At 59.9% G+C, this 13,479-nt stretch carries 9 protein-coding genes; 6 read left to right on the top strand and 3 right to left on the bottom strand.

Annotated features, from left to right (window positions below; all coding sequences use genetic code 11):
- Window positions 1–9 precede the first annotated feature (9 nt).
- On the bottom strand, window positions 10–1,995 hold the full coding sequence (locus H6A60_RS02915; protein WP_205101916.1) for a fumarate reductase flavoprotein subunit: 1,986 nt from the start codon (window positions 1,993–1,995) through the stop codon (window positions 10–12).
- 1,083 nt (window positions 1,996–3,078) lie between these two features.
- Here H6A60_RS02915 and H6A60_RS02920 point away from each other — a divergent pair.
- From H6A60_RS02920 to H6A60_RS02935, 4 genes are all read left to right on the top strand, one after another.
- The gene (locus tag H6A60_RS02920; RefSeq protein WP_205101917.1) at window positions 3,079–3,459 is read left to right on the top strand and encodes a RidA family protein; all 381 of its coding nucleotides are present in this window, start codon (window positions 3,079–3,081) and stop codon (window positions 3,457–3,459) included.
- Between the two features lie 5 nt (window positions 3,460–3,464).
- The gene (gene recG, locus H6A60_RS02925) at window positions 3,465–5,576 is read left to right on the top strand and encodes an ATP-dependent DNA helicase RecG (protein WP_205101918.1); all 2,112 of its coding nucleotides are present in this window, start codon (window positions 3,465–3,467) and stop codon (window positions 5,574–5,576) included.
- Between the two features lie 68 nt (window positions 5,577–5,644).
- Window positions 5,645–6,589 carry a LysR substrate-binding domain-containing protein gene (locus tag H6A60_RS02930; RefSeq protein WP_205101919.1) on the top strand — a complete coding sequence of 315 codons (945 nt, stop codon included), beginning with the start codon at window positions 5,645–5,647 and terminating at the stop codon, window positions 6,587–6,589.
- Window positions 6,590–6,660: 71 nt separating this feature from the next.
- A complete protein-coding gene (locus H6A60_RS02935) occupies window positions 6,661–7,893 on the top strand; it encodes an AI-2E family transporter (RefSeq protein WP_239477546.1) in 1,233 nt (410 codons plus the stop codon).
- 466 nt (window positions 7,894–8,359) lie between these two features.
- Here the strand turns inward: H6A60_RS02935 and dcuC are convergent, their stop codons facing one another.
- A complete protein-coding gene (gene dcuC, locus H6A60_RS02940; RefSeq protein ID WP_205101920.1) occupies window positions 8,360–9,628 on the bottom strand; it encodes a C4-dicarboxylate transporter DcuC in 1,269 nt (422 codons plus the stop codon).
- Between the two features lie 243 nt (window positions 9,629–9,871).
- The gene (gene orn, locus H6A60_RS02945; RefSeq protein WP_205101921.1) at window positions 9,872–10,441 is read right to left on the bottom strand and encodes an oligoribonuclease; all 570 of its coding nucleotides are present in this window, start codon (window positions 10,439–10,441) and stop codon (window positions 9,872–9,874) included.
- Between the two features lie 184 nt (window positions 10,442–10,625).
- Here orn and H6A60_RS02950 point away from each other — a divergent pair, with 184 nt between their 5' ends.
- Both H6A60_RS02950 and rsgA read left to right on the top strand, forming a co-directional pair.
- Window positions 10,626–12,407 (top strand): M48 family metalloprotease, encoded by a 1,782-nt coding sequence (locus H6A60_RS02950; RefSeq protein WP_205101922.1) that lies wholly within the window; start codon window positions 10,626–10,628, stop codon window positions 12,405–12,407.
- 79 nt (window positions 12,408–12,486) lie between these two features.
- The gene (rsgA, locus tag H6A60_RS02955; protein ID WP_205101923.1) at window positions 12,487–13,440 is read left to right on the top strand and encodes a ribosome small subunit-dependent GTPase A; all 954 of its coding nucleotides are present in this window, start codon (window positions 12,487–12,489) and stop codon (window positions 13,438–13,440) included.
- Window positions 13,441–13,479 lie beyond the last annotated feature (39 nt).

The raw sequence follows: 13,479 nt of genomic DNA on the forward strand, positions 1-13,479 counted from the left end.
TCCTACTAATTAGTCCTTCAGGGGTTCATCGATGCGTTCGTTGCGGCCCTGTAGACGCTTGGGCAGTTCGTCCATGAACGGCATGATGGCGTTCTGGATGGCCCAGCGGTCGGCGCCTTCGGCTTCCATCTTCGCGCGGATGGCATCGACTTCGGCCTGACGCTTCGCGGATTCCGGATTCTCGATGTAGTTCTTCACACCGTAGCCGCGGAAGCCCGGCGGGAGTTCCATCTTCGAGATGTCGAGATCCTTGTAGGAGAGCGTCGGGAGCGTGTCGCCTTCCTTCCAGGTCGCGATCGTGCGGTTGAGCCACTTGGCGTCGTCGCGGCGCGGGTAGTCTTCACGGAAGTGAGCACCGCGGCTTTCCTTACGTTCGAGAGCGCCGAGAGCGATCGTGAGCGCAACGCGCAGCATCTTCTGCGTGCGGTAGGCGTAGACGAGTTCCGGATTGTTGCCGGCGACGTCCTTGACGGGCACGTTGAAGGAGCGCTTGTAGAGGTCTTCGAGTTCTTCGACGGCGGCCTTCATGTCTTCGCCGCGACGGAAGATGCCGATCTTCGTCGTCATGATGTCCTGCATGCGAGTACGCAGCTTGACAGCATCTTCGTTGCCCGTGTTGGTGGTGAAGCTGCGCAGGCGAGCTTCTTCCTTGGCGAGCGCGTCGTAGATGATCGAGGTCGGGATGTCGATGCCGTTTTCGGGCTTGTCGCAGAAGTCGGCGATGAATTCACCGACGATCATGCCGGCGACGACCGTTTCAGCAACGGAGTTGCCGCCCAGACGGTTGAAGCCGTGCATGTCCCAGCAAGCGGCTTCGCCGGCGGCGAAAAGGCCCTTCATCGTTTCGCTTTCGCCCGTGGGCTTCGTACGAACGCCACCCATCGTGTAGTGCTGGGCCGGACGGACCGGGACCCATTCCTTCGTCGGGTCAACACCGAGGAAGTAGTGGCAGATTTCGTAGACTTCGCGCAGCTTGTGCTTGATGTGGTGTTCGCCGAGCAGCGTGATGTCAAGCCAGATGTGTTCGCCGTAGCGCGACTTGACGCCCTTGCCCTGGGCAATGCGTTCTTCCATGCGGCGGGAAACCACGTCGCGGGAAGCGAGTTCCTTCTTTTCGGGTTCGACGTCCGGCATGAAGCGATAGCCGTCGACGTCGCGCAGCAGACCGCCGTCACCGCGGCAGCCTTCCGTCACCAGAATGCCGGCCGGGAAGATGCCGGTCGGGTGGAACTGGATGGCTTCCATGTTCGAGAGGGTGGCAACGCCCGTTTCGAGAGCAAGGTCGTAGCCCGTGCCTTCGCAGATCACCGCGTTCGTCGTGACGCGGTAGATGCGGCCGCCGCCGCCCGTGGCAAGAGCCGTCGCCTTGGCGACGTAGGCCATGAGTTCGCCCGTGATGAGGTCGCGAACGATGGCGCCGTAGCAGCGCTTGCCGTCGTGAATGAGCGAGAGAGCTTCAACGCGTTCGATAACCGGAACCTTTTCGGCGATGATGCGGTCGGAAACCGTGTTGAGCATCGCGTGGCCGGTACAGTCGGACACGTAGCAGGTACGCCACTTCTTCGTGCCGCCGAAGTCGCGCTGAGCGACGAGACCAGCGGCTTCCTTGCGTTCGGTAATCGTGACCTTTTCGCCGTTGATGATCACCTGACGGTCGCCCGGGGTGATACGGCTCCAGGGGCAGCCCCAAGCGGCGAGCTCGCGAACAGCCTTGGGCGAAGTGTTGACGAACATGCGAACGACGTCCTGGTCGGCACCCCAGTCGGAGCCGCGGACCGTGTCGGCGAAGTGGATGTCTTCGTTGTCGCCCATGCCCTTGATCACGTTGCCGAGCGAAGCCTGCATACCGCCCTGAGCGGCCTTAGAGTGGCTACGCTTCGGCGGAACAAGCGAGAGGACGATCGAATCGTGACCGCGGCGCTTGGCCGCAACGGCCATGCGAAGGCCCGCAAGGCCGCCGCCGATTACCAGCACGTCGGTGTAGATGATTTTCATAAACGATTTTCCCAGGAAAATCCGCTTCAATGAGCGGATGGAAGGACTTTTAGGCTCTCGCCCGCGTGCCCATCCAGTCTTACAACTCGCCCGCAAGGGGCTAAAGCGGCTCTTTCAAGCCGTCTCCCGTTGACGCCGTTTCAGCCGCCGTCTGCCCGAGCATCGATCGATTGCAATTCGCTCGAAGCTTCCGAAAGCGGATCGGGTCTTCTCCGCTTCAGGTCTTGGGCGCTCAAGCCGGCGCAGTCCCTTTTAGAAGATCGCTCTTCAAGGCGGACTGAAGACTTGCGAAGCCAGCTTGCGCGAACGCAGCCGGCTTACAGGCATTCCCAGAAGGTCATCGGCACGGGCCGCCCAACGGACGCCGCACTTGTGAATTCCTTCACATCCAATTCACCTGAGTCGCCGTTCTCCATGGCGGCGCAGACAAACTGAACGTGCAGATCGGTCGATCGAAGAGGAATCTACGACTTTCTACCTAGAAGTGTAAAAGTTCCTAACCGAAGTCGTCACAAGCGAACGGTAATTTCTCGTTCAAATACGAACTTGTGCGTATGTTTGAATCGAGGGTTCGCGTCGAGCGCAACTGCTTCTTCTCGACTAGGCCGAAATGCTGACGCGAGTTTAGCGATTTGCCCTTTTGAAACTGTATGCGGATTAACCCCAATCTTCCACTTATTTTTTGATATAGCTCGGCATTTCGGCTACAGGACGGTTTTTTGGCTCTCCCTGAAGACTTTCTCTAAAAATCAACTCTTTTTCAAAAATGTCTCTCTAAGGTCACAATCAAAATAAATCTTTGGTCTTACTACAAAAGGAATACGTTCAAACCCTATATACAGTCGAATTGAACAACTCGTCCCGACTGTATGAATTCTTTAAACAAACATACGTATTCATACCTATGTAAACAATTGGTACTCACAAAATTCTCAGATATGGATTACTGATGGATTCGATAGCTATCGAGTTCTATTTGTCGATAGAATTCCGCTTGTGAATATTCATCACGCCATCCGTGCGCGCACTGCCTATAAATAGTCACGCGCGCACGCGAGGACGTCACGAAGGAGACCGTCAGCCATGACAACCCGCATCATCAGCACGGATAAAGCACCCGCGGCGATCGGCCCGTACAGCCAGGCCGTTGCCGACGCGCATACGCTCTACTGCTCGGGCCAGATTGGCCTCAACCCGGTAACGGGCGAACTCATCGAGCCCTTTGAAGCGCAGGCACATCAGGCGTTTTCCAATTTGAAGGCCGTTATCGAAGCAGCGGGCGGCAAGCTTGAAAACGTGATGAAACTCACTATCTTCCTTGCTTCGATGGACGACTTTCCCGTCGTTAACGACATCATGTGCAAGTACTTCGCCGCCCCGTATCCGGCGCGCTCCTGCTTTGCCGTGGCGGCGTTGCCCAAGGGCGCGCGCGTTGAGGTTGAAGCGATCGTCCACCTCGCCTGAAACGCATGACGCTCGAGAAAGGAACGGGTGCGCAGCGTGCCGCTGGCGTCATTCGCACGGGCAAGCTTGCGCCGCTTCAGGAGCGGCTTAAGAAGCTCGGGCTCGTCTCGGACTGGGACTTCGTGCTGCACCTGCCGCTTCGCTATGAAGATGAAACGAGCATCCGACCGATCGCAGAGATTGCGCCGGGCGGTGCCGTTCAGATTCAGGGGCGCGTCGTCTCTTCGCAGATGACGATGACGCCGCGCGGCCCGCAGTTTGTCGCGCAGGTCTCGGACGGCACGGATACGATCCGCGTTCGCTTTATTCACTATTACCCGAGCATTCAGCTGCAGCTTTCGCCCGGGAAAACGGTGCGTCTTTTCGGCGAACCGAAAGAGGCGTTCGGCGGGATGGGCCTCGAGATGATTCATCCGCGCATTCGTGTTCCTGTGGAGAACGAAGATTCGCTTCCGAAGGCGCTCACGCCCGTCTACCCCTTGGGCGAAAACGTACAGCAGGCTTGGATTCGCAAACGCATCGCGCGAGCGCTCCTCGATTTGGGCGGCATGGAAGACCTCGTTCCGGCAGAAATCACGACTGCGCTCGGTCTTCCCGGCCTAAAGGCTTCGCTCGAATTTCTGCATCATCCGCCGGCAGACGCGAGTGCTTCCGCGCTGATGGACCGAACGGATCCGCACTGGCAGCGGCTCAAGTTCGACGAACTGCTTGCGCAGCAGATCACGCTGCGCTCGGTGCGTGCGCTCGCCACGAGTCGCAAAGCGCCCAAGCTCATCGCCGCGCAAGGCTCGCGCTTCATTGATGCGTTTCTCTCCCGACTGCCCTTTAAACCCACGGGGGCGCAGCTGCGCGTCTGGTGCGAAATCGAACGCGACCTCGCACGCGATCGCCCCATGCATCGACTCGTGCAGGGCGACGTCGGCAGCGGCAAGACCGTCGTCGCAGCACTCGCGGCACTGCGAGCTGCGGAAGCGGGAATGCAGACCGCCTTCATGGCGCCCACCGAAATTCTCGCCGTTCAGCACTTTAGAAAGATCGCCGAATGGCTCGAGCCCCTCGGCATCCGCTGTGCGTGGCTCACCGGGCGACTCAAGGCGGCCGAACGCCGAGAAAGTCTCGAAGCCATTCGCTCGGGCGCGGCGCAGATTGCGATTGGCACGCACGCGCTCATTCAGGAGAAGGTCGAGTTCAATGCACTCGGTCTTGCCATCGTCGACGAGCAGCACCGCTTCGGCGTTGCGCAGCGTCTGGCGCTGCGCTCGAATCCGCATGAGCCGAACGACCAAACGGCCTTGAAACCGCACCTGCTGATGCTTTCGGCTACACCGATCCCGAGAACGTTGGCCATGAGCTATTTGGCCGACTTGGACGTTTCGGTGATCGACGAGTTGCCGCCGGGGCGCACGCCTGTTGTGACGAAAACGGTTCGACTCGATCGCCGCGCGGACGTTTTGGGCGTCGTTCGAGCGACAGCCGAAAGCGGCCGCCAGGTCTACTGGGTCTGCCCGATGATCGAAGAGAACGAGACGATCGACCTCACCTCGGCCGTCGAGTGCAAAGCCGACCTCGTTCGTCGCCTGCCGACCCTTCGCATCGGGCTCGTGCACGGCGCGATGCCGGCAGAAGAAAAAAACGACGTGATGCAGCGCTTTGAGGCCGGTGAAATCGACGTACTTGTCTCCACGGTCGTCATCGAAGTGGGGGTCGACGTTCCGAACGCCACCCTCATGGTGATCGAGCACGCTGAGCGCTTCGGCCTTGCGCAGCTTCATCAGCTCCGCGGCCGAGTCGGACGCGGCGCCGAAAAGAGCGCCTGCATTCTGCTCTACGACCCGGCGCTCTCCGAGATTGGCCGCGAGCGGCTCAAAATCATCCGAGAGTCAACAGACGGCTTCGAAATCGCGCGGCGCGACCTCGAATTGCGCGGTCCGGGGGAATTTCTGGGCGAGCGGCAGTCGGGCATGCCGATGCTGCGTTTTGCCGACCTCGAAACCGATGCAGCGCTTCTCGCCGCTGCAAGAGATGCTGCAGCGCGCATGTGCGAGAGCGACCCCGATCGCGCCGCACGTCACGCCAAACGCTGGTTCAGCGCACAGTCGGACTTTCTCTCCGCCTGAGAATTCGACTGACCGAGCCCTACGAAACAAATAAAAGAAGGATTTTTTAAAACTTCACTCATCGAACCATGACGCTAACCGAACTTAAATACGTTATTGCCGTTGCTCGTGAACGGCACTTCGGCCGCGCGGCCGAGTCCTGCTTCGTCAGCCAGCCGTCGTTGTCCGTTGCCATCAAGAAGCTTGAAGAAGAACTCGGCGTTGCCATTTTCGAGCGCCGCTCGAGCGATATCGCCATCACGCCCGTCGGCCAGCAGATCATCGCGCAGGCGCAGAAGGTGCTCGAAGAAAGCCGTCGCATCGTCGAAATCGCGCACCAAGGCCAGGATCCGCTCTCCGGACCGCTGCGCCTCGGCGTCATCTACACGATCGGGCCGTACCTGCTGCCCTCGCTCATCAGCGAAATGACGGTCGATACGCCCAAAATGCCGCTCTACCTTGAAGAGACCTTCACGAGCGAACTTCTCGCCAAGCTCAAAAACGGCCAGCTCGACGTCGCCATCATGGCCGACACCATTGCCGACACGGGTCTTATGACCCAGGCTGTCTACGAAGAAGCCTTTGTCGTCGCCGTCCCCTCGCACCACCCGTGGGTGAACCGCAACTACGTCGGTCCTGACGAACTCAAGGACCAGACGATGCTCCTTCTCGGCGCTGGCCACTGCTTCCGCGATCAGATCCTCGGCGTCTGCCCTGACATCAACCGCTTCAACGCGCACGCGAGCACCGTACAGCGTACGGTCGAAGGCTCGAGCCTGCAGACAATCTGCCACATGGTCGCGCAGGGCCTCGGCATCACGGTGTTGCCCGCATCGGCCGTGCCTTACATCTCTGGGCTCTCGAACTCCGTCAAGATCATCCCCTTCAAGTCACCCGCGCCTTCGCGCCGCGTCATTCTTTGCTGGCGCAAGAGCTACCCGCGCATGGCGGCCGTCGAAGCGATTCTCGCCGCTTTCAAGAAGGTGATCCTGAACGGCTGCTCGCCGCTTGACGAAGCCCCCAAACTCAACTGAAGCTTCGACAGAAGCCTCCCAGCGCGGCGCACCGTGCGCCGCGCAATCCGCTCAAAGGATGCTTGTCACCTATGCCCGACGGAATTGATCGCAGCGGCCCCGATGCGCACAATGCGAAAAAATGGGGCGAATTGATGCTTCTTGCACGAGACCGACTCGGTCTCGGCCTGCGCGAGCGCGACGGGATCGACCTCATCGTGCGCGTGCTTCTGATGGCGATCGTCGCCTACGGCTGCTATCTCATCATTCAGCCTTTCCTCACGGCGATATTGCTCGCAGCCGTCATTGCGGTCGCAACTTGGCCGCTTTTCGACAAACTGCGCGCCTGGAGCGGTCATCGGCCGACGCCCGCCGCCTTTCTCATGGTTGGCGCGATCGTCGTGATCTTTCTGATCCCGATGTCGTTCTTCCTCATTGCCGCCGCACAGAAGCTCCCGGGCTTTGTGAGCAAGGTCGTGCAGATGGTGAAGGACCCGCAGCCCGTACTCGAAACCGTTCGCGGCATTCCTTACGCGGGCGAATGGCTTTACGCCGAGCTTCTTCAAGCCATCGACCCGGCGTCCTTCGGACAAAGCATCCAGAAGATTCTCGAGCCGCTCTCGAGCGCACTCGTCAACATGGCGCTCAACGTGAGCAACGGGCTCATGCAGCTCGCGCTCGTCACCTTCATCGTTTTCTTTTTCTATCGCGACGGCGCTTGGTTCGCCGACCGCATTCGCGAACTGCTCGTTCGCGTGAGCGGCGGGATTGCGAGCGAAATTTGCGACATCCTCGTCAATACCACGCGATCCGTCGTCTACGGCATCATCGGTACGGCAATTTGTCAAGGGCTCGTCGCGGGCCTGGGCTTTTGGATCGCAGGCGTCCCGGGGGTTCTGATTCTTTCGGCCACCGTGTGCCTGCTCTCGGTTGTGCCGATCGGACCGCCCCTCGTCTGGATTCCCGCTGCCGTCTGGCTTTTCGCACAGGGCAGCACCGGCATGGCGGTCTTTCTCGTCGTCTGGGGCACGGCCTGCATTTCCGGGGTCGACAACCTCGTGAAGCCTCTTCTGATTTCGCGCGGCTCAACGCTTCCCCTTGCGCTGATTTTCCTCGGCGTCTTCGGCGGCGTTCTCGCCTACGGCTTCCTCGGCCTCATTCTCGGGCCGCTCCTTCTTGCAATCGGCCTTTCGCTTTTCCAAGCCTGGCTCAAGAAGCCCGTCATTGCGCTTGCACACCGCGTCGAGCACCAAAACAACACTTCTGCGAGTGCACCGGAGAAATCGAGCGACGCCCCGACGCCGCCCTCGGCACCGGCCGCCTAATTTCTACGCGAATATTTTGTTTTTATCCGAACGGGATCGTGCAGTGCATCGGTCCCGTTTCCTTTTGGATCTACCTTCACCTTCGAGTCGTAACAGCGCTTTCGGGCAGCAGATCTCCTTGAGCCGAACCTCTTTAAAGCCAGCGAAACTGTCTGCGAACGCTTTTCCGAATCGAACGCTTCATAGTTTTACGAGCGTCCTTTGCGACTGCCGTACTCGCCGCGGATTATGAAAAAACGCGGCTACGTATCCTGGTCTCAATACGCGCTACTTAGCCAACGCTTTCCTGCTGGACTCTCGTTTGCATCCGGCACCGTCAATCCGCGACCTACAAACATTCGTCGTCTGCATTCTGCAGATACAAAAAAGCCCGATTCGATGCTTTTTCAAGCAGACAAATCGGGCCAATCTTTTTGCCGCACCACCCGTCGGAGCAATGCGGCATTTTGGTTATGAGCGCGAAGCGTTAAACCATGATGAGCGCGCAGACGATCGTCGCGGCGAGCATCGGAACGGCAGTGCGCTTGACGACTTCGATCGGGGAAACCATGGCGATACCCGAAACAAGAATCGTCACACCGGCGAGCGGGGAGGCCGTACGACCGGCAGCGCCAGCGAGGAAGGCGAGGCCGCCCAGACCTTCGATCGTCATGCCGAAGTCCTTGGCGTGCGGCGTAACCGTTTCATTGAAGGCCAGCGTCGCAGCGTCGCCCGAACCCGTGATCACGCCCATGATGAACGGGCCGATCGAGCCGCCCCAGCGGGCGATTTCGTTGGATTCCTTCAGGGCCTGAACGAACGTGTCGATAAGGCCAGCGGACTTAAGACCGGCAGCAAAGACGCCGGCGGCAATGATGATGCCCATCACGTCGGCATAGCCCTTGCCGGTACCGTTGAAGAATTCCTTCGTGAAGGTCTGCGGGTTGGCGCGAGCGAGCACAAGCGCGATCACAGCACCGAGCACCATAGCCTGGGCAACGCCCATTTTGATGAACGGGCACCAGAGGTTGCCGACCACGAGGATGGTGATCGGAACGAGCGGCACGAGCGCGAGCACCGGACTCGGCTTGAAATCGTCCTGCTTCTGGAGCTTCGATTCGTCAACCTTGGCGTTGGCGTCACCCTTGTGGTCGCCGAAGAGGATGCAGAAGAGGAGCGTACCGACAACGCCGAAGGCACCGATGATGAGCGAGTACGGGGCATGGAACGCGATGAAGTCCATCACGTCGATGCCGGCCATGTTGGCAACGTACGGGTTGTGTGACGTGCCCGGTGAAAGGTACGAACCGATCGTGCCGGCGAGAACGGCGGCAGCGGCACCGGCCGGCTTAATGCCCGCGCGGAGCATGACCGGGATGAGCGTCGAACCGACGGCGGCGGCGCAGCCCGCGGCCGACGGAATGGCGATGTTCACGAAGAAGGTGATCGCCGTGCAGACCGGGACGAGCAGAACGCCAAGGCCGCGAATCGGGCTGGCGAGGTAGTGAACGAGCGAACGGTCGGCGTTGGTGTAGCGGGCGACGAAGGCAAAACCCATCGACGCGCAGATTGCCATCACGAGCGAAGAATTCGTCATCGACTTGGCAAACGCGTTAAGGCCGCCGATCAGGTCCCACGAGAGAAGGCAGAGCACGAGGCCCGAGCCGATCAGAACAAGACGGGTTTCATAACGCTTGATGAGGCCATAGATCACGACGAAGATCATGGCAACAGCAAGCCATTGCGTAATACCCATTAGAGATCTCCAGAAAGTTCCCCTGACCAGAAACAGGGTGAAAACGGCGTTTCGAGGACAGCGCCAATTGAAAAATCCGCTTCTTCGCCGATCTGTGCCGACTTCGCTGAAGCGATATGACGTCATTATGCAGACATCAAGGGCGTTCGGCCTCTATGTTAACCCGATGGCCGAACACTTTATTGCGGCAGTCGGCGTGCGGACGCCACATTTGCAAAGGACGCCCGCAAACTGCCGCCGCGATCAAATCTTGAAGACTTCTTTTCTGTAATGGCGAAGCTCTTCAATGCTCTCGCGGATGTCCGAGAGCGCCTGATGCTTCGTTGCACTCGTGCCGACCCAGACCTTTTCGGGTGCCCAGCGGCGCGCAAGCTCCTTGATGGTCGAAACATCGATCGAGCGATAGTGGAAATAGCGCTCAAGGTTCGGCAGCCACCGCGCCATGAAGCGGCGATCCTGTCCGATGGTGTTGCCGCACATGGGGCTCTTGCCTTCGGGAACGTAGCGGCGGAAGACCTCCAAGAAGATCTTTGAAGCAGCTTCCTCGTCGACCGTGCTTTCCAGGCAGCGCTTCACAAGTCCGGAACGCGTGTGCGTTTCGGTGTTCCAAGCGTCCATGCCGCCCAAAATCTCGGCCGATTGACGAACGGCCACCACTGGGCCCTCGTGAAGGATGTTGAGCTCTCGGTCCGTGATGATCGCGGCCACTTCAAGCACGCGATTGACTTCCGGCTGCAGGCCGGTCATTTCCATGTCAATCCAAATGAGGTTGTCGTCCGCATAGACGGGATCACGCTCGATGCTGCCGGTCATAAGACTGTCTCCGAGAGAGTTGTTTGAAGGCGAGAATTCTAAACCGCCCGAAGCACGGGCGACTCGCCCCATATTGCGCGATAATTCGCGGATTCGCGTTTTTGACGCGGCAGAGGCCGCTTCGCGAGCGCACCGTTTATACGCTTCCCTTCCCACGACCTCTTATCGTCCCGGCTTTCGATCGATGACCCTGACAGCGAGCAACATTCAGCACGTCTTTCTCGCGCTCATGGCGCTCAGCGTCCTCACGGAGTGCCTGCTCACTATCCTGCATACGCATGCGGCAGAGCGCGCCGCAACCTGCGTGCCGGCGCCATTCGAACGCAAGCTCTCGGCCGCAGCACACCGAAAGGCTGCGGACTACACGGGCGAACTTGCTCAAGGTCGACTTCTTCTCGTTTTTGCGGGGGCAGGCATTGCGCTGCTTCTCACATACGGGCAGGGTCTCACACTCCTCGCTTCGCTCGCGGGCGCTCTCTCTTCGAGTGCGCTCATCGGCGAGTGGACCGTCATTGCGCTCGTGCTTCTCCTTCTCATCATTGCCGACATTCCGCTCGGCTGGTTTCTGCGCTGCCGCATTCCGCGCCGCTTCGGCTACCTCACGGAAAACGAAGGCCTCTGGATCGCCAAAAACTTCAAGGACGCCTTGACGGGCTGGCTCGTTGCGCTGCCCTTTATCGCCGCTGCCGTCGCGCTTTTTGAGTCGATCGGTCAATACTGGTGGCTCCTTGCCTGGTTCTTCTGGACGCTTTACCTCGTCTGGCGCTGGCGCATTGGGCCGAACTGGTCGATTCTGCGCGGTCGACGCGTCAAGCCGCTTCGCGACGCCAAGACGCGCGCCATGGTGAAAGATTTCCTGCGTCTGCAGGGCTATGAGATGCGTGATCTCCTCGTCATGAAGCGCCCGAGCGGCTGGTCGCACTCGCACCTCGTTCTCTGCGGCTTCGGCAAGGAAAAGACCGTCGTCGTTTTCGCGCACGCGGCGGCCAAACTCACGCGAGAGGAACTCCTCGCGCTCATCGCGCACGACATCGGACACGCCAAACACTTTCACGCGGGTCTCAGAATCGCGATTTTCTCTTTGGCGGGGCTGCTGTTGGCATGGTTCACCGGCTGGGGCGCACGTAACGATGCCTTTTTTGCCGGATTCGGCTTTTCGCCCTACGTCACGCTCGCGCGCGACGGCGCACATGCGGGATTTGTGATCGCTACCGCGATCGTCGTCTTTCCGATTCTCTTTTACCCGCTGCGCCCGCTCGTCAATCTCTTTGCGCGCGCCATGCAGTACGACGCCGACGCGTATGCTGTCAAGACGGTGGGCGCCGATGCGCTCGTTCGCGCACTTGTGAAGCTGCACCGCGACTATGCGACGACGCTCACGCCTTCGCGGCTCTATTCGATCTTTCATTACGCAAGACCGCATGCGGGCATGCGCGTTGCGGCCGTTGAAGCGCTTGTCGCGAAAATGAAGTGGCCGAGCGACAAGCCCGCTCAGGCGGCTTACCCCGGCGCGCCGAATGTTTTCGACATCTCGGGCTATCTCGAACCGGGCGAAGCGCAGCCCGTCGTCATGCCGGCGCGCCGAAAGTGCCCGCCGAAGCGCGAAGCTGTAACGATCGTCGAACGGGAAACGGCTGAGATGCAAGCGGCCGATACGCTACGCGATGCCGAACCCGTACGAATCGACTCAACACCTGCAGCCGAAACGGAAGCCGCCGCGCAAGAGCTAGCGCCTGAAGCGGCCGACCGCACGACGAACGCCCCCGGATCGCTTGAGGCAGCACTCGAGAAGACAGAGACGCTTGATGTTGGCAAGGTCGATGTCGCCTCGGCCGAGAAACCGGACGACGTCGCAGAGAGTACTCTCGATACAGACCAAAATACCGACGCTTCCGGCACGACTGCCGAATCTGCGGCTTCGACAGGCGCTGCGCCGATGGCGGACACTTCGCCAAAGGCTCGGTAAGCTTCGTACCAGATCACCCAAGAATCATTCAAGGCTTACGCCGCGCCGCTCAGAGCGGCGCACGATCGACTGAGATTCAATGAGCAAGAAAGGATCCCGCCGCGCTTCGCGGCAAAGTGAAGTCTCTCAAGAAGAGCGCGCTCTCACCTCGGGGCGCGTCACGGCCGCGCACGGGCGACACTACTTCGTCACGACGCCTGCGGGTGAGCGCATTGAAGCGCACCGCCGCGGAAAAAAGGGCGACGTTGTCGTCGGCGACATCGTGCGCATTTCCGAAGCCGTTTCGGGCGTAGCCGCCATCGAGTCGATCGAACCGAGAAAGAGCCTCCTCTACCGATCCGACGAATGGCGCATCAAGTCGCTCGCCGCAAACGTCGACCAAGTAGCGATTGTTTTCTCGTCGCGCCCGACCTTCAATCCCTGGTTCATCTGGAAAGCCCTTTTGGCTGCACACGAGGCCGGCATTCCCGCCCTTGTCATCCGCAACAAATGCGATCTGGGCGAAGACGCCGAAGCGGCCGACGCCGAAGTCGAACGCCTCAAGGGGCTCGGCGTCCCGACCATGCGCATCTCGGCACTTGAGAAGCCCGAAGAAGCGCTCGCCGCCCTCTTGCCGCAATTCGAGGGCAAGACAACGCTTTTGGTCGGCCAGTCGGGCATGGGGAAGTCGACGATTTTGAATCTTCTCGTGCCGCATGCCAAAGCCGCGACTCGCGAATTCTCCGTTGCACTCAATCTCGGCAAGCAGACGACGACGGCCGCGCGCTGGTACGAAGCCGACGAATGGCAGGGTGCCGTTGTCGACACGCCGGGCTTTCAGGAGTTCGGCCTTGCGCACCTCTCGCTGAGCGACATTCTGCGTGCCATGCCCGATATCGCTTCGCATGCAACCGACTGCCGCTTTTTCAACTGCCGTCATCTTCACGAACCGGGTTGCTCTGTGAAGGCGGCGCTCGAAGCCGGCGAGATCGACCCCGAACGTTACGACTTCTACGTTGCCATGGCATCCGAAGCCGATCCGCTGCCGCGCTGACCATACAATGTGACTTTTCACCTCACCGCAAAGGCAAAC

Origin of the sequence: Sutterella massiliensis, assembly GCF_016899755.1 — a bacterium.
GTDB classification, from domain to species: domain Bacteria; phylum Pseudomonadota; class Gammaproteobacteria; order Burkholderiales; family Burkholderiaceae_F; genus Sutterella; species Sutterella massiliensis.

What these genes read in the sequence shown, in the direction of transcription:
- H6A60_RS02915 (WP_205101916.1), bottom strand. Translation starts at nt 1,995, where the DNA reads ATGAAAATCATCTACACCGACGTGCTGGTAATCGGCGGCGGCCTTGCG.
- H6A60_RS02920 (WP_205101917.1), top strand. Translation starts at nt 3,079, where the DNA reads ATGACAACCCGCATCATCAGCACGGATAAAGCACCCGCGGCGATCGGC.
- recG (WP_205101918.1), top strand. Translation starts at nt 3,465, where the DNA reads ATGACGCTCGAGAAAGGAACGGGTGCGCAGCGTGCCGCTGGCGTCATT.
- H6A60_RS02930 (WP_205101919.1), top strand. Translation starts at nt 5,645, where the DNA reads ATGACGCTAACCGAACTTAAATACGTTATTGCCGTTGCTCGTGAACGG.
- H6A60_RS02935 (WP_239477546.1), top strand. Translation starts at nt 6,661, where the DNA reads ATGCCCGACGGAATTGATCGCAGCGGCCCCGATGCGCACAATGCGAAA.
- dcuC (WP_205101920.1), bottom strand. Translation starts at nt 9,628, where the DNA reads ATGGGTATTACGCAATGGCTTGCTGTTGCCATGATCTTCGTCGTGATC.
- orn (WP_205101921.1), bottom strand. Translation starts at nt 10,441, where the DNA reads ATGACCGGCAGCATCGAGCGTGATCCCGTCTATGCGGACGACAACCTC.
- H6A60_RS02950 (WP_205101922.1), top strand. Translation starts at nt 10,626, where the DNA reads ATGACCCTGACAGCGAGCAACATTCAGCACGTCTTTCTCGCGCTCATG.
- rsgA (WP_205101923.1), top strand. Translation starts at nt 12,487, where the DNA reads ATGAGCAAGAAAGGATCCCGCCGCGCTTCGCGGCAAAGTGAAGTCTCT.